This is a genomic window from Streptomyces sp. NPDC046759 (assembly GCF_040645475.1).
Lineage (GTDB): Bacteria > Actinomycetota > Actinomycetes > Streptomycetales > Streptomycetaceae > Streptomyces.
The window spans coordinates 1-24,844 of record NZ_JBEYYJ010000035.1 but is presented as its reverse complement, the minus strand read 5'-3'; the positions used below and the strand labels follow the sequence as shown (position 1 = coordinate 24,844).

The following is a 24,844-nucleotide window of genomic DNA, read 5'->3' as shown; positions in this document are numbered from 1 at the left end:
ATGGACACCTTCGCCCTGGTCGTGACCATCGCGGTCGCGCTCTTCTTCACGTACACCAACGGCTTTCACGACTCGGCCAACGCGATCGCGACGTCCGTGTCGACCCGCGCCCTGACGCCCCGGGCGGCCCTCGCGATGGCGGCGGTGATGAACCTCGCCGGTGCCTTCCTGGGCTCGGGTGTCGCCAAAACGGTCAGCGAAGGCCTGATCGCCACCCCCTCCGGCGCCGCGGGCATGGGCATCCTCTTCGCCGCGCTCGTCGGCGCCATCACCTGGAACCTGACCACCTGGTACTTCGGCCTGCCCTCGTCCTCCTCCCACGCGCTGTTCGGCGGCCTGGTGGGCGCGGCGCTGGCGGGCGGTACGGCGGTCCACTGGAACGGGGTGGTGAACAAGGTCATCGTGCCGATGATCCTGTCCCCGGTGGTCGGCCTGATCGTCGGCTACGCGCTGATGCTGGCGATCATGTGGCTGTTCCGCCGGGCCAATCCGCACAAGGCCAAGCGGGGCTTCCGCATAGCGCAGACGGTCTCCGCGGCCGGCATGGCCCTCGGCCACGGCCTCCAGGACGCCCAGAAGACGATGGGTGTCGTCGTGATGGCACTGGTGATTTCCGGCCATGAGACGTTCGGCGACCCGATCCCCGTCTGGGTCAAGGTGGTCTCGGCCGTGATGATGTCCCTCGGCACCTACGCGGGTGGCTGGCGCATCATGCGCACGATGGGCAGGAAGATCATCGAGCTGGACCCGCCCCAGGGCTTCGCCGCGGAGGCGACCGGCGCGTCGATCATGTTCGGTACGGCGTACCTGTTCAAGGCGCCGATCTCCACCACCCATGTCATCACCTCGGCGATCATGGGCGTCGGCGCGACCAAGCGGGTCAACGCCGTCCGCTGGGGCGTGGCCAAGAACATCGTCATGGGCTGGTTCATCACGATGCCCGCCGCCGCGCTGGTCGCTGCGCTGGCCTTCGGAGTGGTGGACCTGGCGGTGCTGTAGCGCCCTTCCCCCTCTCCCACCCGCCCACCCCTCGGTCGACCGCAAGGCCGACCGAGGGGTGGGCTTTTCGCTGCAAGGCGAGAGCCGGGGGCTGGGCGGCGGACCGGCTCCCCGCCGCGAACCCATCAGCCAACCGATCCCCCGCCCCCACCCCGGCCCTCTCAGCCGACCGACACCCCGCCCGAGCCCCACCCCGGCCCCCGAGCCAACGGTTCCCCCGCCCCGGCCGACCAAGTCGGGTGGGTGGGTGGGTGAGGGGGGTCGAGGGCGGAGACCCGTAGACGGAGAGCCGGGGGGCGGGGGGGGACCCGGTGGGGTCGTAGACGGAGAGCCGGGGCCGGGGGTGGCGACCAGGGGCGAAGCCCGCCGGGGTCAGGGGCGAAGCCCCAGCGCAGTCAGGGGCGGAGCCCCGGCGGGATCGAGGGCGCAGACCCCGGAACAGCCGCCGGAGGCGAACGCAGTGGGCCCGCCCCCGGGAGCCAGGGGCGGGCCCTCTTGCGTCCTCGCGGTGGCACCGCCATGCAGCACCGCGAGGGGTCCTATGACACCGGCGTCCGTGACACCGGCACCGGCCGGCCTAGCCGAAGCGGCCGGAGATGTAGTCCTCCGTCGCCTGGACGGACGGGTTGGAGAAGATCCGCTCGGTGTCGTCGATCTCGATCAGCCGACCGGGCTGGCCCACCGCCGCCAGGTTGAAGAACGCCGTACGGTCCGAGACACGCGCGGCCTGCTGCATGTTGTGCGTCACGATGACGATCGTGAAGCGCTCCTTCAGCTCACCGATCAGGTCCTCGATGGCGAGGGTGGAGATCGGGTCCAGCGCGGAGCAGGGCTCGTCCATGAGCAGCACCTTCGGCTCCACCGCGATCGCCCGCGCGATGCACAGGCGCTGCTGCTGGCCGCCCGACAGCCCCGAGCCGGGCTTGCTCAGGCGGTCCTTGACCTCGTTCCAGAGGTTCGCGCCCCTGAGCGACCTCTCGACGATGTCGTTCAGCTCGTTCTTGCGGTACTTGCCGTTCAGGCGCAGACCCGCCGCCACGTTGTCGAAGATCGACATCGTCGGGAAGGGGTTCGGGCGCTGGAAGACCATGCCGACCTCGCGCCGCACCGACACCGGGTCGATCCCGGGGCCGTACAGGTCCTCGTCGTCGAGCAGCACCTTGCCCTCGACGCGGCCACCGGGGGTGACCTCGTGCATACGGTTCAGCGTGCGCAGGAACGTCGACTTGCCGCAGCCGGAGGGGCCGATGAACGCCGTCACCGAACGCGGCTCGACGGTCATCGAGATGTCCTCGATCGCCTTGTGGGAGCCGTAGTAGGCGGTCAGACCGCTTACGTCGATTCGCTTGGCCATGTCTACTTCACTTCCAGATAAGTCTTGTCAGTCGCCGAGTTTGGCCGCGACTCAGCGACCGGTCTTCGGGGCCTTCCAGCGGGCGATTCCGCGGGCCACCAGGTTGAGGATCATCACGAAGGCGATCAGCGTGAGGGACGCCGCCCAGGCGCGGTCGTAGGCCGCGCTCGAACCCGCGCTGTTCGCGTACTGCTGGTAGATGTACAGCGGCAGCGCCTGCTGGGCACCCGAGAACGGGTTGTTGTTGATGAAGGAGTTGCCCCACACCAGCAGCAGGATCGGCGCGGTCTCGCCCGCGATACGGGCGACTGCCAGCATGATGCCCGTGGTGATGCCGCCGATGGAGGTCGGCAGGACCACCTTCAGGATGGTGCGCCACTTCGGCACGCCGAGTGCCAGGGACGCCTCGCGCAGCTCGTTCGGGACGAGCTTGAGCATCTCCTCGGTGGAGCGGACGACCACCGGCATCATCAGGATGGCCAGGGCGAGGGAGCCGGCGAAGCCGAAGGGCTGCATGTCGGCCATCAGCATGAGGCTGAGGATGAACAGACCCGCGACGATCGAGGGGATGCCGGTCATCACGTCGACGAAGAAGGTGACCGCGCGGGAGAGCTTGCCGCGCCCGTACTCCACCAGGTAGATCGCCGTGAGGACACCGATCGGGGCGCCGATCAGGGTGGCGAGGCCGACCTGCTCCAGGCTGCCGATGATGGCGTGGTAGATGCCGCCGCCGGGCTCGGAGTCGGCGACGACGCCCATCGAGTGGGTGAGGAAGTAGACGTCGAGGACCTTCACGCCGCGCTTGGCGGTGGTCCAGATCAGAGAGACCAGCGGGATGACCGCGAGCAGGAACGCGACCCAGACGAGGGAGGTGGCGACCCGGTCCTTGGCCTGCCGGCGGCCCTCGACGCGGGCGGCGATGCCGTAGGTCCCGAGGATGAAGAGGATCGCGGCGATCAGGCCCCACTCGGCCTTGCTGTTCAGCCCGCCGATCAGGCCGATGGCGACGGCCAGGACGACCGAGCCGGCGGCGATGGCCCACGGGCACCACTTCGGAAGGCTGGCGCCGCGCAGCGTGCTGGGGCGCTTGTGGGTGACGGCTGCGGTGCTCATGCGTTGGCCCCCGAGTACTCCTTGCGGCGGGCGATGATCATGCGGGCCGCGCCGTTGACCAGCAGGGTGATGACGAACAGGACGAGACCGGACGCGATCAGCGCGTCACGGCCCTGCTCGGTGGCCTCACCGAACTTGCTGGCGATGTTCTGTGCGAAGGTACCGCCACCCGGGTTGAGCAGGCTGGCGTGGATGTCGAAGTCCGGGGAGAGCACGGTGGCGACGGCCATGGTCTCGCCGAGGGCGCGGCCGAGGCCGAGCATGGAGGCGGAGATCACGCCGGAGCGTCCGAAGGGCAGCACGGCCATGCGGATCACCTCCCAGCGCGTGGCGCCGAGGGCGAGGGCCGCTTCCTCGTGCATCTGCGGGACCTGGCGGAAGACCTCGCGGCTCACGTTGGTGACGATCGGCAGGATCATGATCGCGAGCAGGATGCCGACGGTGAGCATCGAGCGGGGCGCGCCGCCGTCCCAGGAGAAGATGCCGGTCCAGCCGAAGTAGTCGTTCAGCCAGCCGAAGAGGCCGTCCATGTGCGGTACGAGGATCAGGGCGCCCCACAGGCCGTAGACGATGGACGGCACGGCGGCGAGGAGGTCGATCACGTACGCGATGGGGCCGCTCATCCGGCGCGGGGCGTAGTGCGTGAGGAACAGGGCGATGGCCACCGCTACCGGCACCGCGAGAACCATGGCGATGACCGAGGAGACCACCGTGCCGAACACCAGGACCGCGATGCCGAACACCGGCGGGTTGAGGTTGGTGTTCCACTCGAAGCTGGTCAGGAAGTTCCCGTGGTCGTCGCTGATCGCGAGGGAGGCACGGTAGGCCAGGAAGACCGCGATCGCGGCCATGATGACCAGCAGCAGGATGCCCGATCCGCGGGAGAGGCCCAGGAAGATGCGGTCACCGGGGCGGCTCACGCCGCGAGCGTTCCGCTTCAGTTCCGCCGCGTTCGGTTGGGGTGTGGGGGGAGGTGCGTCGGTTGTCTTCGTCGATATGTCCATCAGGGTTCTCCGGTCTGCGGAGCCGCTCGCCGATGGCGGGCGGCTCGTGGCGGCGGTGCACCGGACGGTGCGGCCCGGCCCTGTCGGGCGGGCCGCACTCTCGGATCAGGTCAGCTCAGGCCGTTGATGGTGGTGCGGACCTTGGCGATGATCTCGTCGGGGATCGGGGCGTAGGAGAGGCTCGGCAGGATCTTCTGGCCGTCCTCGGAGGCGATGTAGTTCAGGAACGGCTTCACGTTCGCCAGCTGGTCGGACTTGGTGCCCTTGTCACACGTGATCTCGTACGTGACGAGGACCATCGGGTAGGCACCGTCGGCCTTGGTGTTGTAGTTCAGCTTGAGCGAGAGGTCCTTGCCCGTGCCGATGACCTTGGCGTCGGAGATGGCCTTGGTGGCGGCGTCGGTGCTGGGCGCGACCGGGGCGCTGGCACCGGTGTCGATGCTGACGGCCTTCATGCCGTCGGAGACGTAGGACAGCTCGAAGTAGCCGATGGCGCCGTTGGTCTGCTTCACCTGCTGGGCCACGCCGGAGGACTGCGCGGCGGACTGGCCGCCCTTGGCCTGCCAGGTCTTGCCGCCGGAGTACTTCCAGTCGCTCGGGGCGGTGGCCTTCAGGTACTTGGTGAAGTTGTCCGTGGTGCCGGAGTCGTCCGAGCGGTGGAAGGCCTGGATCTTCAGGTCGGGGAGCTTGACGCCCTTGTTCAGCTTGGCGATCGCCGGGTCGTTCCAGTCGGTGATCTTGCCGTCGAAGATCTTGGCGATCGTGGAGGCGTCCAGGGTGAGCTTGTCGACGCCGTTGATGTTGAAGCCGAGGGCGATCGGGCCGCCGACCATCGGCAGGTCGATGCCCTGGCCGCCGTTGCAGACCTTCTTGGAGGCGGCGACTTCCTCGGGCTTCAGCGCCGAGTCGGAGCCGGCCCACGGGATCTGGCCCTGGGTGAAGGAGGTCACACCGGCACCGGAACCGCCGGCCTTGTAGTTGATCTGCACGCCACAGGCCTGCGAGAACTGCTTCACCCAGGCGTCGATCGCGTTCTTCTGCGCGGAAGAGCCGTCCGACAGCAGCTGGCCCTTGGCGCCATCGCACTTGATGGAAGAGGCGTTGGTCGAGGTGGACGGGTTGCCCGACGCCTTGGAACCGCTGCCGTTGTCGTCGGAGCCGCACGCCGTCAGGGCCAGGGCGCCGGAGACGGCGATCGCACCGAGGGAGATGGCGCGCAGCCGGTTCTTGCGCTGAAGCATCACTTTCGGGAGTTCCTTCCAGGAGCCGCCGCTGTCGGCGGCGTGCGAGGTATGGAGGTAGCGCGAGCGCATATGGCCGCGCTCCGCACCGTGCACGGCCGAAATTAGGCAGAACAGGTGAAGCCGCCGATGGCCGGAAGTGAACGGCGGGTGAACCCCTGCCGTCGGCCTGGTTAGGTCACGGAATGCTTACGGGGAGAACACATGGAGGTTCCGGCAGTGGGTTCACGCCCCCGCCCCTTCTGTGTTCGTTTCCCTGTGCGTGAACTGTTACGAACCAACCTGCTCATCGGGTCGTCTCACCCCACGACGGGCCAAGGGGGCCCACCGAAAGGCGACGAAGAACGATGGGCATGGAACGGCGTACGTTCATCGCGGGCGGCACGGCCGTGCTGGCCGCGACCACACTGACCGGGTGCAGCTCGGGCTCCGACAGGTCCACCGCCTCGGAGAGCACGCGCTCATCCTCCCTCACGTCGCTGAAGACCACCAGCGCGAACGCCGCCGCGAACTGGACGGCCCTCGCCCACGCCCTGGACGGCACCCTGGTCCGGCCCGGCGACGCGGCCTGGACGACGGCCCACCAGCTGTACAACACCCGCTTCGACGGCCTGAGGCCCGCCGCGGTGGCGTATGTGGCGCACGCCGGCGACATCCGTACGACCCTCGCCTACGCCCAGGCCCACGGCGTCCGCGTGTCCATACGCAACGGCGGCCACTCCTACGCGGGCTACTCCTCGGGCGACGACCGCCTCGTCCTCGACGTCTCCCGGCTGAACCGCATACGCGTCTCCGGTGGCACGGCGGTCGTCGGCGCCGGTTCCAAGCTGATCGACGTCTACCGGGGGCTGGCCGCGAAGGGCGTGACCATACCCGCGGGCTCCTGCCCCACCGTCGGGGTCTCCGGCCTGGTGCTCGGCGGCGGCCACGGCGTCGCCTCCCGCGCCTACGGCCTGACCTGCGACAGCCTCACCCAGGCGACGCTGATCACGGCCGACGGCACCCAGGTGACCGCCGACGCGACGAACCACGCCGACCTGTTCTGGGCCCTGCGCGGTGCCGGCAACGGCAACTTCGGCGTCGTCACCGAGCTGCAGTTCAAGACGCACCCGGCACCGCAGGCGGTCACGGCGTACATGACATGGCCGTGGGCCAAGGCGGCCGGCGTGCTCAAGGCCTGGCAGGAGTGGGGCCCGAGCCAGCCGGACGAGATCTGGTCCTCCCTGCACCTGGAGTGCGCGCCGGGCCGCACCCCCACCGTCTCCGTGGCCTGCTTCTCCCTCGGCACCTACGGAGAACTGCAGAACGCCGTGGACCGTCTGGCCCACGCGGCCGGCGCGAACGCCTCCTCCGTCACCCTGCGCCGCCGCGGCTACGAGGAGGCGATGGAGATCTACGCCGGGTGCTCCTCCCTCTCCACCGACACCCAGTGCCACCTCCCGGGCTCCACCCCGGGCCGCTCCCCGCAGGGCCGGCTGGGCCGGGAGACGTACGCGGCCCGCTCCGACTTCTTCGACCGCTCGCTGTCGGCGGCCGGCATCCAGACGGTGCTGCGGCAGATCGGCTCGGTGCGGGGCGGCGCAGGCAGCATCGCGTTCACGGCGCTCGGCGGCGCGGTCAACCGCGTCTCCCCGACGGCGACCGCCTTCGTCCACCGCCGCTCGCGCATGCTGGCCCAGTACATAGCGTCCTGGGGCGCGGGGGCCTCCGGTGCCACCGCCCAGTCGTGGCTGACGTCGGCACACCGGGCGATGGCCCCCTACGCCTCCGGGGCGGCGTACCAGAACTACACGGACGCGACGCTGACGGACTGGAAGAAGGCCTATTACGGGGACGCGGTGACCCGGCTGGGGAAGGTCAAGAAGCAGTACGACCCGCAGCGGTTCTTCTCGTACGCCCAAGGGCTGTGACGCGGGGGGCGCGGAGCTACGCCGCCAGGTCCCGTTCCTCGGAATCCACCGGCGTACGGGCACCGGGCAGCAACGCGCCCGCACGCGCCCCGCTCACCGCGCGCCCGCGCACGATCCACCCCGCCCGGGGGGACCGCTCCACCGCCCGCATCACCGGGGTGAGCAGCGCCATCGCCGGCGGCGACAGCAGCAGCACGACGGCCGTGCCGAGCGCGAAGCCGCCGACGACGTCCGTCGGATAGTGCACGCCCATGTAGACCCGGCAGAACCCCTCCAGCAGCGCGAGGCCGATGCCCGCGACACCGAAGCGGCGGTTGGCGACGAAGAGGCCCACGCCCAGCGCCATGGTGATGGCCGCGTGGTCGCTGACGAAGGAGAAGTCGGTCTTGCCGGAGACGAGGACGTCAAGACCCTGGTGTTCCACGAACGGCCGGGGTCGCTCCACGAACGCCCGGATGGGCACGTTCACCAGCACGGCGATTCCGGCCGCGAGCGGCGCCCAGACCAGTCCGGCGACGGAGGACGCGGCGTCCTCGCCGCCCCGGCGCCGCACGGACCACCAGCACCACAGCACCAGCACGACCATGGCGAGCAGCAGGCCGTACTCGCCGACGAACCCCATGGCCCGGTCGAACCAGTGCGGGGCTTCCTTGGCCAGGCCATTGATGTCGTAGAGCAGTTCGACGTCGGGGTTCGATCCGGATTCGGCGAGTACAGCCATGGTGCTGCGGCCCCTTCGTCGTCTACCGGACGCACCTCGTGTGCGTCGCTCCTACCCCCGTGGTTCGTAGATCCGCTTCCGCTGCACTGCCCTACTGCCCGTACTGACGTCCGCTCGGCTACGTCAACAGGAACGCACGGTCCCCATCAATACGTTCCACTCTCCACTGAATGATCACGCAGACGTTATCGAAGAGAGACTCGTCATCGCAGCTCAGGGGGTGGGTTTCACGCTCCGTTACACCGCGGTGGGGAGCGCTTTCGCGCCATCCTCGGTTACCCGGGTGGCGCCGAAGTAGTCCGGGGTGTCGACGGGGTCGAACCGGATGACGGCGCCCGTCCGCGGCGCGTCGATCATGTATCCCCCGCCCACGTAGATCCCCACATGGTGGATGGCCCGCGAGTCGCTGGGGTCGGTGGAGAAGAACACCAGGTCGCCGGGGAGGAGCTGGTCGCGGGACGGGTGCGGGCCGGCGTTGTACTGGTCGTTGGCCACACGCGGCAGTTGGATGCCGACCTTCGCGTACGCCGCCTGCGTCAGCCCCGAACAGTCGAACCGCCCACCCTGCTCCGCCGACCCCTCACCGCCCCACAGATACGGCGTCCCGAGCTTGCTCTGTGCGAACGCGATGGCCCCGGCGGCCTGCTGAGTCGGACTCATACGGCCTACGGGGGCGGCGAAGCTCTGCGACAGGCTGCGGATCCGCTTGACGTAGTTCTGCGTCTCGCTGATGGCCGGGACCCCGCCGGCCCTTATGACGCGGTAGGCGCCCGCGTTGTAGGCGGCGAGCATGTTGTCGGAGACGTTGCCGGGGACGTCCTTCACGTACTTGGCCAGCTCGCAGTCGTACGAAGCGGCCGACGGAATCGCGTCGTTGGGGTCCCAGATGTCCCGTTTCCCGTCGCCGTTTCCGTCGATGCCGTGCGTCGCCCAGGTACTCGGGATGAACTGCGCGATCCCACGTGCGTCGGCCGGGCTGACGACGGTCGGGTTCCAGCCGCTCTCCTGGTACAGCTGAGCGGCGAGCAGCGCCGGGGTGAGCGCCGGGCACAGGTTGCCCCACCTCTGCACCAGCGACTTGTAGGCAGCCGGCACGGCCCCCTTCGCCAGCCCCCGGCTTCCCGAGGTGACTCCGTTGACGAGGTTTCCGGCGACGACGTACACCCCGATGACGAGCAGCATGACGAAGCCCATCCCGAGCCCGACGGCCGCCCCACCGATCACCCATACCTTCCGCACGGTTCAACTTTCCCCCACGCGTCGCGCGTTCAAGGCGCTTTCGGCGCGATGTGGCGTCATTTCACGGTGAAGCCGCCGCACATGACGCGGTGGTAGTCGCTGGCCGTACGGATGTGGTGCCACTCGATGGTCCAGTCACCAGGATCGTTGGCGAGCGGAATGGCGGGCCACGACTACTTCCCGTTCGGCGACCACGAGCGGAAGTCGTCCGGGTAGGTGAGGTACTGGTTGTCCTGAATCCGATCCGCACCTTGTGGCCGAAGACCGGGTGCTCCCCGCTCTTGCCGGGATCGTCGGGGTCGGACACGGAGGTGATGAAACCCCTTGGGCGCCATCTCTCCGGCCGGCCGCTGACACGGTCCCGTCGACGACTGCCAGAAGGCGCGGTCGATGCCGTCACCCGCGCAGGCGGGTGCGCCGCCTGTGCCGGTGGCCGCCTCGGATGCCGTCGCCTGCGGGCTGGAGGCCGCGGCGCCCCCACCCGGCGAACCCGCCCCGCGGCGTCTCGGTTCCATCCCTGTGCTGGGTGAGGACCACCGTGACGGCCGTCGCGACGCCCACCACAAGCCCCGCCGCCACGGCCACCGCTTGCCCGGGCGCCTGCCGGGCTGGGCCACCTGCGCGGGAAGGTCGGTTGAAGGTCGGGGGCGGCTCAGCGACCGCTCGTCGCGTCCCGGTACAACTCGGCCGCGCCGCCGGCCAGCACCACGCTGTAGGACACGTCGTCGGTCGAGCCGCCCTCCTCGTGGCCGCCGAGGATGCCGACGACCTGGCCGTCGCCGTTGATCCACGGGCTGCCGCTGGTGCCGGCGGTGAAGGACGGGCAGTCGATGCGCTGCTGGGTGCGGCTGTGCGCGGTCGGCTTGTTGGTGCACCTGATGGGCACCTCACGGGAGTCGGGATAGCCGACGAGCGTCACGGCGGTGGCACCGGTGGCCGTACCGGTGGTGAACCGGTTGGCGCCGACCACGTCCTCGATCCGCTTGCCGTTCAGGTCGCCGACCGTGACGAAGGCCAGGTCGCTGTCCTCGTCCTGGCCCTTGGCCCAGCTGTCGGACAGGTAGCGCTTGCCCACCCTCCACACGCCGTAGGGCGCCTTCCCGTCCCGGTAGCCCGGCACGAACACCAGGTCGTTGTCGGTGCCGGCCACACAGTGCGCGGCGGTGACGAGCAGGTTGCCCCGAGGGCTGTGCACGACCGAGGCCGTGCAGAAGTGACCTCCGGACAGCTGGTCGGCCCGGTCCGCGCCGAACAGCGCACCGACCCGCACCGTCTGCCGAGTCACGACGACGTCGGCAGTGACCCCCAGGGGCCCCGGCCCGTCGTCGGCGGCCGCGACGGACGCCGAGGTGAGGGCGAGCATCACCACAGCGCCGAGCAACGCGGGACGCGAGGTGACCGTGATGCGTGAGATGCGCTCCATCAGTCCTCACTCTGTCCCACGAAGATGAGAAAGCCGCTGCGACTTCACTGAGAATTTCCTGTGAAATGCCCCGCGGGTCGCGAGGCCTCTCCGTACACGGGAAACCTGCCGCTCTCGACGTCAGCGCGCAAGACCCCGGGCCGAGACGAACCGGGCCGCCCTCACCTCTCGCTGCCTCCGTCACCCCGCTGCTGAACAGCCCCCACCCCGCCTCCGCGTCACCTGTCCACGGCTTCCGGACAGGCACGATCACAGTGCGCCACGGCCATGCGGGAGCAGTCCGCCAGGGCTCGCCGCATCACGGCCGGCCGGCCGGCTTCAGCTGCCATTCCACGCCGGTCAGTTCCTCCGACAGCGTCCACAGCCGTCGCGCCGCCCCCGGGTCGCTGGCGGCGGGGCTGCGGCCGACCAGAGCCGGGGCTCCGCGCATTTCACCGAGGCCGGAGGGGCCGACGTAGGAGGCGCCGGGCAGGTCCTGGCAGGCCGCGTAGAGGGTCGGCAGAGCGCCTGCCCTGTCGGTCTGCGCGAACAGCCGGTTGCCGACGGCCATGGCGGCCCTGGCCAGGGGGTTCGCGTGATGGCTCTGGAGGTTGGTGGCGGCGTACCCGGGGTGGGCGGAGAGGGCGCGGACGGGGGACCCGGCCTCGCTCAGGCGGCGCTGGAGCTCCAGGGTGAACAGGAGGTTGGCCAGCTTGGACTGGGCATAGGCGCGGGTGGGCGTGTAGCGGCCGGTCAGGTTCACGTCGTCGAAGTGGATCACTCCGTCGCCGAGGCGGTGGTAGGCGGAGGACACCGTGACCACCCGGTCGGTGATGTGCGGCAGCAGCAGGTTGGTCAGCGCGAAGTGGCCGAGGTGGTTCGTGCCGAACTGCAGCTCGAAGCCCTGCTGGGTGCGCCGCTCGGGCAGCATCATCACGCCCGCGTTGTTGATCAGCAGGTCCAGCGGGCGGTCCCAGCCGGCCGCGAACTCCCGCACGGACTCCAGGTCGGCCAGGTCCAGCCGGCGCACCTCGGTGCTGCCGCCCACCTTCGCCGCGGCGGCGCCGCCCCTCGCCAGGTCCCGCACGGCGATCACCACATGCGCTCCGGCCCGGGCCAGCGCCTCCGCGGTCACCAGACCGAGCCCGCTGTTGGCGCCGGTGACCACGGCCGTACGGCCGGTCAGGTCGGGCAGGTCGGTCGCGTTCCATCCGCGCTTTCCGCGCGCGCCGCTCGTTCTCGTGTCAGCCATGCGACCAATGTAGGCATCGCCAACAATGCTGTCAATGACAACAATGAGGGCAACGGCAACTATATTGACGTCGTCAACATCGGGATACGATGGCACGCATGTCGCGTATGTCTTCGACGAGCCGCCCCTACCACCACGGAGACCTGCGCGCCGCCCTGCTCAAGAGCGCCGAGCGCACCCTGCGCGAGAAGGGGGTCGGCGCGCTCTCACTGCGCGAACTGGCCCGCGACACCGGCGTGAGCCACGCGGCCCCCGGCCGGCACTTCAAGGACAAGCAGGCCCTGATAGACGCCCTCGCGCTGGACGGCTACGAGCGCCTCAACCGCGCCCTGGGCGCCGCCGCCGACCAGCCCGGCCTCACCTTCGAGGGGCGGATGACGGCACTCGCGCGGGCCTACCTCGGGTTCGCCGTCGAGAACCCGGAGCTGCTGGAGCTGATGTTCGCCCGCAAGCACGACCCCGACGGCTCCGCCCAGCTCGCCGCGGCCGTCGACCAGTCGCTCGGCTCCCTCACCCGGATGATGGCGGACGCGCAGGAGCGCGGCGAGATCGTCGCGGGCGACCCCGAGCGGATCACGACGGTCGCCGCCGCGAGCCTGCACGGCCTCGCCGCCCTCATCGCCAGCTGCGCGCTCGACGCCGAGGAGGCCATGAACGGCCTGGACGAACACGTCCACCTGCTGCTGCACGGCCTCAAACCCCGCTGACCGCAGCCGCATGGCACCGAGCCCCGCTGACCGCAGTCGCACGGCACCGGGCCCCGCCGGCCCCGCGCCGAACGGCAAGGGGCCCCGCACCCATCCCCCCTGCCGTCCTGCCCCCATCCCCATCCCCCTCCCCCTGCCGCCGCGCCGCGGAACCTGTGGGCCGAGTCAAGCGGCACCCAGCACAGCACCAGCACACTGCCATCGACCGGTAAGCCGCCAACCGCTTCGGGTAACGCAGAAGTCAGAATTCCGAAAGCCTCTTGTTGTCGCGTACTCAACAAGGTGATGGTCGTCGCGGGCCGCCGCCCCCACCGGTCACCCACCGGTGGACCCCCACACCCGCAGGCCTCTGTCCACCACTTCAGGAGGCTGTACCTTGCGCACGACCACCCCCAACTCCCCCCGCATACGCGGCAGACGGCACCGCATCGGCTCGGCCGATGGAACACCTACGGCGGCACCAGCGCCTCCTCGCCGATCATCGCCTCGGTCTACGCCCTGGCCGGCACCCCGGGCAGCAGCGACTACCCGGCCCAGTACCCGTACCACGCGGCCGGCACCTCGGCGCTGAACGACGTGACCAGCGGCAGCAACGGAAGCTGCTCCACCAGCTACTTCTGCACCGCCAGGGCCGGCTACGACGGCCCGACCGGCTGGGGCACCCCGCAGGGCACGGACGCCTTCACGGGCTGAGCGGCCACGGACCGACCACCCCGTCGGGTCACGGGGAGCCGCCAGGTGAGGGGGACGTGGGGTCCCCTCGGCGGCACGGAAAGGAGGACGGGTCACGGCAGCCGGCCGCGGCCCGTCCTCCCTGTCCGCCTCCCGTGCCTCACCGCCGCCCACCCCGCACGTCGCAAGGCCCCGACGGTCCCGCCGCCGGGGCCTTGTCCGGTTCCGCACCCCCGCCCATGAGAACATCGTCTCGACGCCTCACCCGACCGGCCGTCAGAAAACGCGCCAGGTCGTAAAGGGGGACAACGACGGAACCACAAGACAGGTTCCGGTCGGACCTCATTGCCCGGCGTGACCTGCCGTGATACACAGAGTGACCGTACGTGCCACTCGTACGAAACCCGCCAGTCAATGACGTCAAGTCGACATACGTCGGCCGCGTTGTCGGCGACAATGATGCCTGACCTCTGCACACCGCAGAGGATTGGACGGAACTACCCACCAGGGGCGGTGACTTACATGCTCTTTGCGGCCGACAAGGGAGACATCAACACCATCATCGGCGGGATCGCTCCGGACTGGGGCCCCTTCGGCAGCCTGGGCAACGAGGCCAAGGTGATGATCGAGGTGGTCATGGCCGTGGCCATCCTGCTCTGCCTCGGCATCGCGGTATGGGGCGCGGCCAAACAGCGCATCGGCGCGACCGCGCTCCGCGACACCTTCAGCGCCGAACAGGGCAAGGGCCTCATCATCGCCGGCCTGACCGGAGTCTTCATCATCGGCTCCCTCGGCACCCTGTTCACCATCGTGTACGGCATGGCGGTCTAACCCCTTCACCCTGCCCTTCCCTCCGGCTGAGGTTGCGTCACCCTGATGTCGAGTCATCACACCGCGCCCGCGCGGGAACCAGCACGGCTACCGTCGTATCTCTACGAGGTGGAGAGGGCGTACGCGGCATGAACCCCGGAGACGAACAGGGCTACGGCGACTACGGCGACGCGGGCCACACCCGGACCCGCCTCCCCGAAAGCGACCCCTACGGCGGCGCGCCCCGCCGCAGCCCCCACCGCTCCTCCTCCAGAAGCCTGGTCACGGTGGTCGGCGTGGTGGTCCTCCTCATCGCCGCGATCGCCTTCGCCAACCGGGGGGACGGTTCGTCGACGGACGACACGACCGCGAAGGACGGCGGGCCGGCAGCCGCTCCCACGACACCCAGCGGAACACGGCCGGTCAACACCAAGACCACAGGCGTACCGACGGGATTCGCCCACACGGAGCAGGGGGCGCAGTCGGCGGCCTCGAACTACGCCGTGGCGCTGGGGTCGACGGGCATGTTCAAGAAGGACACCCGCGACACGCTCCTGCGCCTCCTGTACACATCGGCGGCGGCGGACCGGCTGCAAGGCCCGATGGACCAGGCCTATTCGGCAGACTTCCTCGCCAAGATGGGTCTCGACGCGGCGGGCAACCCACCGAAGGACAGCACCTTCGTCTCCCGGGTGGTCCCGGTCGGCACCTCGGTGCAGCAGTACACGGAGCATGACGCCAAGGTCGCCGTCTGGTACCTGGGGCTCATCGGCATGGCCGGCAGCTCCTCCACCGACCCGGTCACCTCGTCCTGGAAGACCTGGACGTTCGACCTGCAGTGGACCGGCGGCGACTGGAAGATCGCCTCCGACGCCCAGAAGGACGGCCCCGCGCCGGTACCCGGCGACGACAAGGCCGCCACCTCCGACGAGATCAGCAAGGCCATCGAAGAGTACGGAGGGTTCACGTATGCCCGGTAGCCCGCAACGTGCGCTCAAGCTCGCCGGAGTCGTGACAGCCGTACAAACCACGGGCGTACTGCTGGCCACTCGCGCCTTCGCCGCGCCCTCCCCCACCCCCTCCGGCGGCCCGTCGCCCTCGCCGTCGAAGAGCAAGTACGACTGCAGCGTCATCTCCGGCGAGGCCAAGAAGTACTGTGAACGGGGCAACACCTCCAACGGTCCCGGCGGTGCCAACGCCCCGGACACCTCCACCCTCGACCCCCTCTCCTCCCTCGCCAAAGGCTGTGCCGAGGCTGCGTCCTGGACGATCGGCAAGTTGAGCAAGGCGGTGAAGGAGACGGCCAACGTCGACTTCACCAACTCCAAGTTCCTGCAGCAGTACGCCGTCGTCTTCGCCGCCTCCACGATCCTCACGCTGCTGCTGTGGCTGCTGGCCGTGGCCAAGCGAGCGGTGCGCGGCGTCCCGCTGACCACGGCCATCTCCGAAGCGGTCGGGTTCCTGTGGCTGACGGTGCTCGCCTCCGCCTTCACCCCGCTGATCCTGTACACCGTCGTGTCGGCGACGGACGGCGTCACGGACGTCCTCGCCAAGGCCACCGGCGACCAGGCCGACACGTTCTTCGGCACCTTCTCCGGCGCCCTCGCCAAGGGCACCGACATCGGCGGCGGCCCGATCATGCTGATCGTCGTCTCCCTGGTCAGCATCCTCGCCGCCGGAGTCCTCTGGCTGGAGCTGGTCATCAGGGCCGCGCTGCTCTACGTCGGCGCCCTCCTCGGCACCGTCGTCTACGCCGGACTGGTCGACAAGAACCTGTGGGGCCATGTGCGCCGCTGGGCCGGAATCATGATCGCCGTGATCCTGGTGAAGCCCGTCATCGTGATCGTGCTCGGCCTCGCCGGCGCCCTGTCCTCCGGCAAGGGCCCCGACTCCTTCTCCGCCGTCGTCTCCGGCCTCGCCATCATCCTGCTCGCCATCTTCGCCAGCGCGATGATCTACCGCTTCGTCCCCGGCTTCGGCGACGAGATCGCGAACGGCCGCAACAACCGGCTCATGCAGGGCGCCGAGCGCAAGGCCGCCGCCGTCATCAGCTCCCCGGCCACCCTCGTCGCCCAGGGCATCAAGACCCACAGCTCCCGCGCCGACAGCAACGGAGCCGCGGGAGGGCAGGGCAGCAGCACGCCCCGCCCGGCCAACCCCGCGACCGGCGGTGTCTCCGCCCACAGCAGCCGTACCCCCACCGGGGGCGGCGGAGCCGTCCCCTCCGCCACGCCGGCGCCCCGCGCGCCCAGCCCCGTCAACACACCGCACGCAAGCAACACCCGCAACGTCAACCGCACGGGAGGTGAGGGGCGTTGACGACCGAGTCCCACCTGTCCCATCCGGTCACGCCCCGCCGTACGTATCTGATCGGCCGCGCCCGGCCGAACGCGATCGTCGGACGCAACCGCGAGTCCGGCGAGATCGCCCTGATCATCGCCGGCGCGTTCCTCGGCATGATGTGCGGCCTCCTCGTCCCGGTCCTGTCCCTGCGGATCGTGCTGCTCACAGGGTTCCCGCTGCTCGCGCTCGCCGCGGTCTACGTGCCGTACAAGCGCCGCACCTTCTACAAGTGGTTCGAGATCAACCGCAGCTACAAGCGGACCGTCAAGGGAGGCAACGCCGTCTACCGGTCCGGCGTCATGGAGGCCGGCACCCGGCTCGACGGACGGGAGGTCGAGATCGGTCCGCCGCCCGGCATCGGGCGCATCACCTGGCTCGCCGCGCCCTTCGGGCCCGACGAGATCGCCGTACTGCTGCACGCCGACCGGAAGACCGTCACGGCCGCCATCGAGATCGAGGGACCCGGCGTCGGCCTGCGCGACTCCGAGGACCAGGAGGCCCTGGTCGACCGCTTCGGCACGCTGCTCAAGCACGTCGCCAACGGAGACGGGTTCGTGACGCGGCTGCAGATGCTCGCCCGCACCCTGCCCGCCGACCCCGACGCGCACGCCAAGGACGTCGCCCTGCGCGGCAACGGCCGCTCCCCGCAGTGGCTGCAGCAGTCCTACGACCAACTGCAGTCCATGGTGTCCACCAGCAGCGAACAGCACCGCGCCTACCTCGTCGCCTGCATGCACTACACCCGCGAGCTGGCCGCCGAGGCCAACGCCATGGCCCGCGCCGTCCGCGCCCGCGGCGGCAAGGTCGACCGGGACGCGGGCCTGGCGGTGGTCATGGCCCGCGAGCTGACCGACATCTGCTCCCGCCTCCAGGAGGCCGACATCCGGGTACGGCAGCCTCTCGGGCAGGGCCGGCTGGCGTCCCTGATCCACTCCATGTACGACCCGGACCACCCCATCGACCACATCCAGGCGATGACCAAGCGCAACGCCTGGCCGGCCGAGCTCGACGCCATGGAGCCCACCTACCTCCAGGCCAAGACCCGCGAGTCCACCACCCGCGCCCCCTGGTGCCACGCCACGGCCTGGGTGAAGGAGTGGCCGATGACCCCGGTCGGGGTGAACTTCCTCGCCCCCCTCCTCGTCCACACCCCGGACGTCATCCGAACGGTCGCCGTGACGATGGATCTCGAGCCCACCGAGGTAGCCATCGAACGCATGCTGACCGAGAAGACCAACGACGAGGCCGAGGCCTCCCGTGCCGCCAAGATGAACCGGACCGTCGACCCCCGCGACGTCGCCGCGCACCACCGGCTCGACCAGCGCGGCGAAGACCTCGCGAGCGGCGCGGCCGGCGTCAACATCGTCGGCTACATCACCGTCTCCTCCCGCACCCCGGACGCCCTCGCCCGCGACAAGCGCACGATAAGAGCCTCCGCCGGCAAGTCGTACCTCAAGCTGGAGTGGTGCGACCGAGAGCACCACCGTGCCTTCGTGAACACACTTCCGTTCGCCACCGGCATCCGAAGGTAGGGGCTGATTCGCCGATGCGGGATCCGCTGTCCGTCCTCACCGACGCCTTCACCTCCTTCCTCTTCGGGAAGGTCGAGACGACCCGGCTGCCGGTGCGCACCTCCACGGGCCAGGCCCAGGCGGTCTACCTGCCCACGGCCGCGCCCGGACTCGGCGACTCCGGCGTCATCATCGGCCGTGAGGTGTACTCCGGCAAGGGCTACATCTACGACCCCTTCCAGCTGTACGGCCAGCAGCTCCCAGCCCCGCACTGGCTCGTCCTCGGCGAGTCGGGGAACGGCAAGTCCGCCCTGGAGAAGACCTACGTCCTGCGTCAGCTGCGCTTCAAGGACCGCCAGGTCGTCGTCCTGGACGCCCAGGGCGAGGACGGGGTGGGTGAATGGAACCTCATCGCGGAGGAGCTGGGGATAACACCCATCCGGCTGGACCCCACGGCCGCCCTGAACCACGGCATCCGCCTCAACCCGCTGGACCCGGCGATCACCACCACCGGCCAGCTGGCGCTCCTCCGCACCATCATCGAGGTCGCCATGGGCCACGGCCTGGACGAACGCTCCGGCTTCGCGCTCAAGGTCGCCCACTCCTACGTCAACGAGACGATCGTCGACCGCCAGCCGGTCCTCTCCGACATCGTCGAGCAGCTACGGCACCCGGAACCGGAGTCGGCCGAGGCGATGAACGTCGCCATAGACGACGTACGGGCCTGGGGTCTGGACGTCGCCCTCGTGCTGGACCGCCTGGTCGACGGTGACCTGCGCGGCATGTTCGACGGCCCGACGACGGTCGGCATCGATCTCGACGCCCCGCTGATCGTCTTCGACCTGTCCCACATCGACCGCAACTCCATCGCCATGCCCATCCTCATGGCGATCGTCGGCGTGTGGCTGGAGCACACCTGGATCCGCCCCGACCGCAAGAAGCGCATCTTCCTGGTCGAGGAGGCCTGGCACATCATCAACAGCCCGTTCGTGGCCCAGCTGTTCCAGCGCCTGCTGAAGTTCGGCCGACGCCTGGGCCTGTCCTTCGTGGCGGTGGTCCACCACCTGTCCGACGTGGTGGACGGAGCCGCGGCCAAGGAGGCGGCGGCCATCCTGAAGATGGCCTCGACCAGGACCGTCTACGCCCAGAAGGCCGACGAGGCACGGGCCACCGGCCGGGTGCTGGGTTTGCCGCGCTGGGCCGTGGAAATCATCCCCACACTGACGCCCGGCATCGCCGTATGGGACGTCAACGGCAATGTCCAGGTGGTCAAGCACCTGGTCACGGAGACGGAACGCCCGCTGGTCTTCACCGACCGCGCGATGACCGAGTCCTCCAGCGACCTCATGGCCGACGACGCCCTGCGCGCCGCGGAGCTGGAGGCCGAGCAGCGGGCGGCGGCCTTCGTGGAACAGCACCTGGGCGACTCCGAGTCCACAGTGGCGTAAGGGCAGCGGGAGGAACGGTGAGACCGGACGAGCGCGATCGCCGCGAAGGCCGTCGGGAGGGCCAGGGCGGCATCCCCGACGGCCTCCTGATCGGCATGCTCTCCTTCGTCCTCGGCATGACCCTGATGGTGTGGACGGCCACGGGCCTCGCGGCCCTCTTCGCCAAGGGCGCCTGGCCGGCCGGTGTCGTCTTCACCCGCACCCCTGTGGCCATGCGTCACCTCATCGGCAGGCCGCACGACATCGCCGGCGCGTGGCCCGGCACTCCGGCGTCCCAGCTGTCCGGCTGGGGGCTGTTCTGGGGCCTGTTCATCGGCCAGCTGATGGTCCTGTTCGTCCTCGCGGTGTTCGTGATGGGCGTGGTGGCACGGTGGCGTGCGGAAAGGGCACGACGGGCCGCGGCCGCCACCTGCGCGGCACAACCGACCATGGCCGCCACGAGCACGGTGCAACCGGCTGCACCCGTCACGAGCACGGTGCAACCGGCTGCACCCGTCACGAGCACGGTGCAACCGGCTGCACCCGTCACGGACGCGGCGCAACCGGCAGCGCCCACCACGAGCGCGGCGCAACCGGCCTTGCCCACGGAGCACCGGTACGAGGTCCCGCCGCCGCGCACCGCGCCGGTGCCCGCGCCGGCGGTGCCCCTTCAGAAGACGCCACCCCTCAGCACGCCCATGACCCCTCTCCCAGCCGACGGTGAACAGGGGCACGGGTGGGAAAGAATCGTCGTGGCACCCAGGGAGAGCCGCCGGCCGGCCGCAACCCGGGCCGTACACGACGCCGAAGGCCCCGCGCTCGTGGTCACCTCGAATCCCGCCCTCTGGGCGGAGACCAAGGACGCCAGGGCCAAGCTCGGCCCCAGCCTCCTCTACGACCCCACCCACCTCTGCGACACCCCGGCCCGCCTCCACTGGTCCCCGATGGCCGGCTGCGAGGACAGACAGACCGCGCTGAACCGGGCGGCAGCGTTGCTCAGCCCCGTACAGCCCACTGCCAGGATCGATCAGGCCGTGGCCGACACGGCGACCACCCTCCTGCGGAGCTACCTCCACGCCTCCGCCCTGGAGAACCGCAGCATCCGGCACGTCCACCGCTGGTCCCAGGGCACCCAGGTGCAGGACGCCGTACGCACCCTCCGTATGCACCCCAAGGCCGCTCCCGGCGCCGCCGGCGAACTCGAGGCCGCGCTCACCGCGCACCCCGAACGCCGCGACATCGCCCAGGCCTTGATCGGCCGCGCGCTGTCCGCCCTGTCCACCGTGAACATCCGTGAGGCCTGCAATCCGAACCGATCCGATGCCCTCTCCTTGGATTCCTTCGTGGATGAAGGGGGCACGCTTTATGTGGTCGGTGAATCCATCGAGGACCCCAGGAGCAACCCGGGCGCGATGCCCCTCCTGACGGCCCTCGTCTCCAGCGTGGTCGAGCGCGGCCGGCGCATGGCCGAACGGTCATCCTCCGGTCGGCTCGACCCACCACTCACGCTCGTGCTGGACGACATCGCGGCCGTGGCTCCGTTCCCTCAGCTGCCGGACCTGCTCGCCACCGGACACGACCAGGGTCTGCCGACCCTCGCCCTGCTCCGCTCCCGCGAACAGGCCCGCTCCCGCTGGCCGCACCAGGAGCTGCCGGTCTAGGGCGCGTACAGGGTCGTGACCAATGGGCATCGCAGCCTCCGGGGCGGGCGCCCTGTCCGGGATGCGGGGCCGGCGATCCGCGGCTGCGCCGTGTGGACGCGAGTGACCGGAAGCGTTGCCGCAGGCAGGCGGCAGCGGGGTTCGATGGCGCCGGCCGCGTGCCCGCCGGGACGGTGTGTCAGACCATGGCGAGCCGGTCCACCAGCAGGTCCACCCTCTGCTCGGCGTCCTCGGGCAGCAGACGGCCCGCGCGGGTCAGGGTCGCAAGGCCGTGCAGGGCCGCCCAGAACACCTCGGTGAACAGCCCCGGGTCCACGCTGCCGCCGGTGACCTCGCCGAGAGTCTCCATCAGCGCGGCGAAAGCGTCCTTCAGCGGCTCCGGGGTGTCCTCCTGCGCGTACGCGAGGCCGCCGTCGAGCTGGAACAAGGCGTCGTAGACCGCCGGGTTGCGTGCGGCGAAGTCGAGGTAGGCACGGGCGAGGGCGGCGACCCGCTCGCGCGGGCCGTTGGCGGCGGAGGTCGCGGCCCGTACCGCCACTGCCATCTCGGCGGCGCCCTCGAGGGCGACGGCGCCGATGATCTCGCGCTTGCCGCGGAAGTGGCTGTAGAGGACGGGCTGGCTGTATTCGATGCGCTCGGCGAGCCGGCGCGTGGTGACCGCGTCCCACCCCTGCTGCTCGGCGAGTTCGCGGGCCGTGGCCACGATGAGGCGCTCGCGCTCCGCCCGTTCGCGCTGCTTGCGTTCCTGCACTGACATAACTCAGATCCTAGCACCGCTAGACAATCGAGCGGCAGCAGCACTAGCGTTGCCTCATCAGCTAGCAACGCTAGTTCACGGAGGGACCGCCATGCTCAACGCGCTCGAGGTCGTCACCACCGTCGTCGTCGGCCTGATGGTGGGGGTGGAGTTCTCCGTCGCCTTCATCATGAACCGGATCTTCAACGCCCTCCCGGAGGACAGCGGCCAGCTCGGCCGCGCCCACGGGGGCCGGATGCTCGGCGCCGTGATGCCGTTCTGGTACATCGGCTCGCTCGTCCTCAGCGCGATCTGGGCCGTCGCCGGATGGCACCACCACGGCGCCGGACTCGTCGCCACCGCCGCCGGACTGCTGATCGTCAGCGTGGTCATGTCGATCCTGCTGCTCGTCCCGATCAACAACCGGGGCAAGACGTGGACCCCCGAGAACCGGCCCGCCGACTGGAAGGAGCAGATGAACCGCTGGGACCGCTACCACTACGTCCGCGTCGCCGTGATCATCGCCGCCTTCGCCCTGCTCACCACCGCCCTCGCCTGACAGCACCGCTGCCCTGGCATGCGCTGGTTCGCCCCTGCACGAGCTCCACGAAGCGCCCCAAGCTGACGAAGACTCGCAAGGAGAAGGACAATGTCGCTCAAGAAGATCAATACCGTTCTGGCCGCCGCCTTCATCCTCTTCATCCTCTGGTTCGGAGGGGAGTTCATCCTGAGTCCGCAGACGACGGCGCCGGGCTTCGGCCTGCCGAGCTGGCCGTCCGGCGACGGCGGCGGCTTCCTGATCATCAAGGGAATCCGCGACGTCGTCCTGGCCCTGGTCCTGGGCGTCCTGCTGGTGACGGGCCATCGCCGGGCGCTGGGCTGGGTGCTGCTGGTGGAGGCCCTCGCCGCCTACGGCGACATGGCCACCGTGCTGGCCCACCACGGTTCCGTGGCCACCGCGCTCGGCGTCCACTGCCTGACCGCGACACTGATGGTGGTCAACGGCCTGCTGATAATGCGCGAGACCCGCAAGGTCGCGGCCACTTCGGCAACACCCGCCCCGCAGTCCGCCTAGGGCGCGGATCGGGTGGTGATCAATCCGTGGGTTCCGCCCTCTTCCAGGCCCTGGCCCGGAAGACCGTCGTGCGTGACGCGCACGCAACTGACGAGGCGGCGAAGCGGGGCGAGGTGGACGTGCTGCTGGTCAGCATCGACTCCGCCACCGCACGCGCCCACCACGACGCCGTCGGCGAAGCTCCACCTGAAGACCGCCCTCTCGGGACGCTCGCGAGGCGGGCAGACCAGCAAGGCCCCCCTCGCAGCCAGCGGTAATCGTTCCCTCCTTGGTCACGACCCGATACGCGCCCTAGGACTCCCAGTCCAGAACGAACTCCAGCTCGTTGTGCACCGCGTCCTTGACGTACGGAACGACGACTCCGCTCGGCACGAAACCGGCCTTGCGGTAGGCACCCTGAGCACGCACGTTCTCCTCGTGCACCAACAGCCTTGCCCGCTCGGCCCCCTGCTCCCGCGCCCAACCCACACCGACCTCGAACAGCGCCTTGATCAACCCGTTCCCCCGGTCCTGGGGCCGGACGTAGACCCCGACCACATGCCCCTGCCGGTGCTCGACGGGGTACCCGGCCCAGTCCTTGGTCCCGGGCTCCTCCATGATCACGGTCACCGAGCCGGCCCAGGTCCCGTCGGACGCCTCGGCGACGAACTGCCGCACCGTCGTGGACCCCTCACCGGATCCGGCGGCCCGGTCCTGCCAGAAGGCGTCCGCCTTGGCCGCGCCCTCCTCGTACGTCTCCAGGAAGGCGAGATGCGCGACCGGGTCCCGCAGGGCTTCCAGCCTGAGCTGCTTCACCCGTGGCCAGTCATCGGGGCGTATGGAGCGGATGACGTAGCCACCACCGAGCGAGGCGGTGGCCGAGGTGCCTGTGGAAGTGCTCATGAGGGCCACCGTAGTGCCGACCGCTGTCAGTGGCATCCCATATTGTGGACGCCATGACAACACTGCCTCACAGGCCGCATACCGCCCTGGTGGTCGTCGACGTGCAGAACGGCGTGGTGGTCCCGAACTCGCCGAACCGCGAGGACGTCGTCGCCAACATCGCCACTCTGGTCGACAAGGCCCGCGCCGCGAACGTCCCGGTGATCTGGGTGCAGCATCAGGACGAGGACCTGGTACCGGGCACCGAAAGCTGGGAGTACGTCGCGGAGCTGAAACGACTCGACTCCGAGCCCCTCGTCGCCAAGGAGTACAGGGATTCCTTCGAGGGCACCGATCTGGAGTCGGTGCTGGCGGAGCGCGGCGTGGGCCGCCTCCTCGTCGTGGGCGCACAGACCGACTTCTGCATCCGCTCCACCCTGCACGGCGCCCTCGTACGGGGCTACGACGCGACGCTGGTCGCCGACGCCCACACCACGGAAGACCTCACCGCGTACGGCGCGCCGGCACCGGAACAGGTCATCGCCCACACCAACCTCTACTGGAGCGGCCAGAGCGCACCCGGCCGGCGGGCCGGGATCATCAAGACGGCGGAAGTGACCTTCTGAACCGGGCTCGAAAACACCTGCCTGAAATATGTCTGCCTGAAATGCAGAAACCCCCGCACCGTGTGGTGCGGGGGTTTCCCTCAAGAATTGTTCGGCGGTGTCCTACTCTCCCACAGGGTCCCCCCTGCAGTACCATCGGCGCTGTGAGGCTTAGCTTCCGGGTTCGGAATGTAACCGGGC

Annotated in this window: 22 protein-coding genes, 1 rRNA gene and 1 pseudogene; 13 read left to right on the top strand and 11 right to left on the bottom strand. The window is 69.8% G+C overall.

Features of this window, described 5'->3' with window-relative positions; genetic code table 11:
- Positions 1-999 carry an inorganic phosphate transporter gene (locus ABZ919_RS34845; protein ID WP_361256044.1) on the top strand — a complete coding sequence of 333 codons (999 nt, stop codon included), beginning with the start codon at positions 1-3 and terminating at the stop codon, positions 997-999.
- Between the two features lie 577 nt (positions 1,000-1,576).
- On the opposite strand, the gene pstB is transcribed toward ABZ919_RS34845, so the two are convergent.
- The 4 genes from pstB to pstS form a co-directional block, all read right to left on the bottom strand.
- Entirely contained in the window at positions 1,577-2,353 is a 777-nt protein-coding gene (gene pstB / locus ABZ919_RS34840; RefSeq protein ID WP_361256041.1) for a phosphate ABC transporter ATP-binding protein PstB, read from the bottom strand.
- Positions 2,354-2,404: 51 nt separating this feature from the next.
- On the bottom strand, positions 2,405-3,466 hold the full coding sequence (gene pstA, locus ABZ919_RS34835) for a phosphate ABC transporter permease PstA (protein ID WP_361256038.1): 1,062 nt from the start codon (positions 3,464-3,466) through the stop codon (positions 2,405-2,407).
- Positions 3,463-4,470: a phosphate ABC transporter permease subunit PstC gene (pstC, locus tag ABZ919_RS34830; protein ID WP_361256036.1), complete on the bottom strand. Its 1,008-nt coding sequence runs from the start codon at positions 4,468-4,470 to the stop codon at positions 3,463-3,465. Before pstC ends, pstA begins: the two co-directional genes overlap by 4 nt.
- Before the next feature lie 110 nt (positions 4,471-4,580).
- Positions 4,581-5,714, bottom strand: a complete 1,134-nt coding sequence (gene pstS / locus ABZ919_RS34825) for a phosphate ABC transporter substrate-binding protein PstS (protein WP_361256270.1) — start codon at positions 5,712-5,714, stop codon at positions 4,581-4,583.
- 350 nt (positions 5,715-6,064) lie between these two features.
- Here pstS and ABZ919_RS34820 point away from each other — a divergent pair, with 350 nt between their 5' ends.
- Entirely contained in the window at positions 6,065-7,621 is a 1,557-nt protein-coding gene (locus tag ABZ919_RS34820; RefSeq protein WP_361256033.1) for an FAD-binding oxidoreductase, read from the top strand.
- Between the two features lie 16 nt (positions 7,622-7,637).
- Here ABZ919_RS34820 and ABZ919_RS34815 read toward each other — a convergent pair whose 3' ends face one another.
- The 4 genes from ABZ919_RS34815 to ABZ919_RS34800 all read right to left on the bottom strand — a co-directional run bounded on the left by ABZ919_RS34815 (position 7,638) and on the right by ABZ919_RS34800 (position 12,235).
- On the bottom strand, positions 7,638-8,342 hold the full coding sequence (locus ABZ919_RS34815) for a phosphatase PAP2 family protein (protein ID WP_361256030.1): 705 nt from the start codon (positions 8,340-8,342) through the stop codon (positions 7,638-7,640).
- Positions 8,343-8,579: 237 nt separating this feature from the next.
- A complete protein-coding gene (locus ABZ919_RS34810) occupies positions 8,580-9,536 on the bottom strand; it encodes a bifunctional lytic transglycosylase/C40 family peptidase (protein WP_361256267.1) in 957 nt (318 codons plus the stop codon).
- A gap of 697 nt (positions 9,537-10,233) precedes the next feature.
- Positions 10,234-11,004 (bottom strand): serine protease, encoded by a 771-nt coding sequence (locus ABZ919_RS34805; RefSeq protein ID WP_361256027.1) that lies wholly within the window; start codon positions 11,002-11,004, stop codon positions 10,234-10,236.
- A 298-nt stretch (positions 11,005-11,302) separates the two neighbouring features.
- The gene (locus ABZ919_RS34800; protein WP_361256024.1) at positions 11,303-12,235 is read right to left on the bottom strand and encodes an oxidoreductase; all 933 of its coding nucleotides are present in this window, start codon (positions 12,233-12,235) and stop codon (positions 11,303-11,305) included.
- Positions 12,236-12,333: 98 nt separating this feature from the next.
- Here ABZ919_RS34800 and ABZ919_RS34795 point away from each other — a divergent pair, with 98 nt between their 5' ends.
- From ABZ919_RS34795 to ABZ919_RS34760, 8 genes and pseudogenes are all read left to right on the top strand, one after another.
- The gene (locus tag ABZ919_RS34795) at positions 12,334-12,942 is read left to right on the top strand and encodes a TetR/AcrR family transcriptional regulator (protein ID WP_361256021.1); all 609 of its coding nucleotides are present in this window, start codon (positions 12,334-12,336) and stop codon (positions 12,940-12,942) included.
- A gap of 447 nt (positions 12,943-13,389) precedes the next feature.
- Positions 13,390-13,635, top strand: a pseudogene (locus ABZ919_RS34790) (peptidase S8); the annotation flags it as partial.
- A 501-nt stretch (positions 13,636-14,136) separates the two neighbouring features.
- Positions 14,137-14,445 (top strand): hypothetical protein, encoded by a 309-nt coding sequence (locus tag ABZ919_RS34785; RefSeq protein ID WP_014673544.1) that lies wholly within the window; start codon positions 14,137-14,139, stop codon positions 14,443-14,445.
- Between the two features lie 128 nt (positions 14,446-14,573).
- A complete protein-coding gene (locus ABZ919_RS34780; protein WP_361256018.1) occupies positions 14,574-15,404 on the top strand; it encodes a hypothetical protein in 831 nt (276 codons plus the stop codon).
- Positions 15,394-16,743, top strand: coding sequence for a hypothetical protein (locus tag ABZ919_RS34775; protein WP_361256015.1), 1,350 nt, complete (start codon positions 15,394-15,396; stop codon positions 16,741-16,743). The genes ABZ919_RS34780 and ABZ919_RS34775 overlap by 11 nt, the downstream gene beginning before the upstream one ends.
- On the top strand, positions 16,740-18,299 hold the full coding sequence (locus ABZ919_RS34770) for an SCO6880 family protein (protein ID WP_361256012.1): 1,560 nt from the start codon (positions 16,740-16,742) through the stop codon (positions 18,297-18,299). The genes ABZ919_RS34775 and ABZ919_RS34770 overlap by 4 nt, the downstream gene beginning before the upstream one ends.
- Positions 18,300-18,313: 14 nt before the next feature.
- Positions 18,314-19,726, top strand: a complete 1,413-nt coding sequence (locus ABZ919_RS34765) for an ATP-binding protein (RefSeq protein WP_361256010.1) — start codon at positions 18,314-18,316, stop codon at positions 19,724-19,726.
- A gap of 17 nt (positions 19,727-19,743) precedes the next feature.
- A complete protein-coding gene (locus ABZ919_RS34760; protein ID WP_361256008.1) occupies positions 19,744-21,366 on the top strand; it encodes a type VI secretion protein in 1,623 nt (540 codons plus the stop codon).
- A 178-nt stretch (positions 21,367-21,544) separates the two neighbouring features.
- On the opposite strand, the gene ABZ919_RS34755 is transcribed toward ABZ919_RS34760, so the two are convergent.
- Entirely contained in the window at positions 21,545-22,123 is a 579-nt protein-coding gene (locus ABZ919_RS34755) for a TetR/AcrR family transcriptional regulator (protein ID WP_361256005.1), read from the bottom strand.
- Positions 22,124-22,214: 91 nt separating this feature from the next.
- Between ABZ919_RS34755 and ABZ919_RS34750 the strand changes: the two genes are divergently transcribed.
- Together ABZ919_RS34750 and ABZ919_RS34745 are read left to right on the top strand one after the other, a co-directional pair.
- Positions 22,215-22,661, top strand: a complete 447-nt coding sequence (locus ABZ919_RS34750; protein WP_361256002.1) for a DUF1772 domain-containing protein — start codon at positions 22,215-22,217, stop codon at positions 22,659-22,661.
- A gap of 90 nt (positions 22,662-22,751) precedes the next feature.
- Positions 22,752-23,177, top strand: coding sequence for a DUF4267 domain-containing protein (locus ABZ919_RS34745; protein WP_361255999.1), 426 nt, complete (start codon positions 22,752-22,754; stop codon positions 23,175-23,177).
- Positions 23,178-23,468: 291 nt separating this feature from the next.
- On the opposite strand, the gene ABZ919_RS34740 is transcribed toward ABZ919_RS34745, so the two are convergent.
- On the bottom strand, positions 23,469-24,059 hold the full coding sequence (locus ABZ919_RS34740) for a GNAT family N-acetyltransferase (protein WP_361255997.1): 591 nt from the start codon (positions 24,057-24,059) through the stop codon (positions 23,469-23,471).
- 53 nt (positions 24,060-24,112) lie between these two features.
- Between ABZ919_RS34740 and ABZ919_RS34735 the strand changes: the two genes are divergently transcribed.
- Positions 24,113-24,664, top strand: a complete 552-nt coding sequence (locus ABZ919_RS34735) for an isochorismatase family protein (RefSeq protein ID WP_361255994.1) — start codon at positions 24,113-24,115, stop codon at positions 24,662-24,664.
- A gap of 89 nt (positions 24,665-24,753) precedes the next feature.
- Here the strand turns inward: ABZ919_RS34735 and rrf are convergent.
- Positions 24,754-24,844 (bottom strand): 5S ribosomal RNA (rrf, locus tag ABZ919_RS34730); the annotation flags it as partial.

Coding starts and splice junctions, on each gene's coding strand:
- ABZ919_RS34750 (WP_361256002.1), top strand. CDS start 22,215: ATGCTCAACGCGCTCGAGGTCGTCACCACCGTCGTCGTCGGCCTGATG.
- ABZ919_RS34775 (WP_361256015.1), top strand. CDS start 15,394: ATGCCCGGTAGCCCGCAACGTGCGCTCAAGCTCGCCGGAGTCGTGACA.
- ABZ919_RS34745 (WP_361255999.1), top strand. CDS start 22,752: ATGTCGCTCAAGAAGATCAATACCGTTCTGGCCGCCGCCTTCATCCTC.
- ABZ919_RS34800 (WP_361256024.1), bottom strand. CDS start 12,235: ATGGCTGACACGAGAACGAGCGGCGCGCGCGGAAAGCGCGGATGGAAC.
- ABZ919_RS34755 (WP_361256005.1), bottom strand. CDS start 22,123: ATGTCAGTGCAGGAACGCAAGCAGCGCGAACGGGCGGAGCGCGAGCGC.
- ABZ919_RS34810 (WP_361256267.1), bottom strand. CDS start 9,536: ATGGGCTTCGTCATGCTGCTCGTCATCGGGGTGTACGTCGTCGCCGGA.
- pstA (WP_361256038.1), bottom strand. CDS start 3,466: ATGAGCACCGCAGCCGTCACCCACAAGCGCCCCAGCACGCTGCGCGGC.
- ABZ919_RS34740 (WP_361255997.1), bottom strand. CDS start 24,059: ATGAGCACTTCCACAGGCACCTCGGCCACCGCCTCGCTCGGTGGTGGC.
- ABZ919_RS34845 (WP_361256044.1), top strand. CDS start 1: ATGGACACCTTCGCCCTGGTCGTGACCATCGCGGTCGCGCTCTTCTTC.
- ABZ919_RS34785 (WP_014673544.1), top strand. CDS start 14,137: ATGCTCTTTGCGGCCGACAAGGGAGACATCAACACCATCATCGGCGGG.
- ABZ919_RS34795 (WP_361256021.1), top strand. CDS start 12,334: ATGTCGCGTATGTCTTCGACGAGCCGCCCCTACCACCACGGAGACCTG.
- ABZ919_RS34820 (WP_361256033.1), top strand. CDS start 6,065: ATGGAACGGCGTACGTTCATCGCGGGCGGCACGGCCGTGCTGGCCGCG.
- pstB (WP_361256041.1), bottom strand. CDS start 2,353: ATGGCCAAGCGAATCGACGTAAGCGGTCTGACCGCCTACTACGGCTCC.
- ABZ919_RS34805 (WP_361256027.1), bottom strand. CDS start 11,004: ATGGAGCGCATCTCACGCATCACGGTCACCTCGCGTCCCGCGTTGCTC.
- ABZ919_RS34765 (WP_361256010.1), top strand. CDS start 18,314: ATGCGGGATCCGCTGTCCGTCCTCACCGACGCCTTCACCTCCTTCCTC.
- ABZ919_RS34780 (WP_361256018.1), top strand. CDS start 14,574: ATGAACCCCGGAGACGAACAGGGCTACGGCGACTACGGCGACGCGGGC.
- ABZ919_RS34815 (WP_361256030.1), bottom strand. CDS start 8,342: ATGGCTGTACTCGCCGAATCCGGATCGAACCCCGACGTCGAACTGCTC.
- ABZ919_RS34735 (WP_361255994.1), top strand. CDS start 24,113: ATGACAACACTGCCTCACAGGCCGCATACCGCCCTGGTGGTCGTCGAC.
- pstC (WP_361256036.1), bottom strand. CDS start 4,470: ATGGACATATCGACGAAGACAACCGACGCACCTCCCCCCACACCCCAA.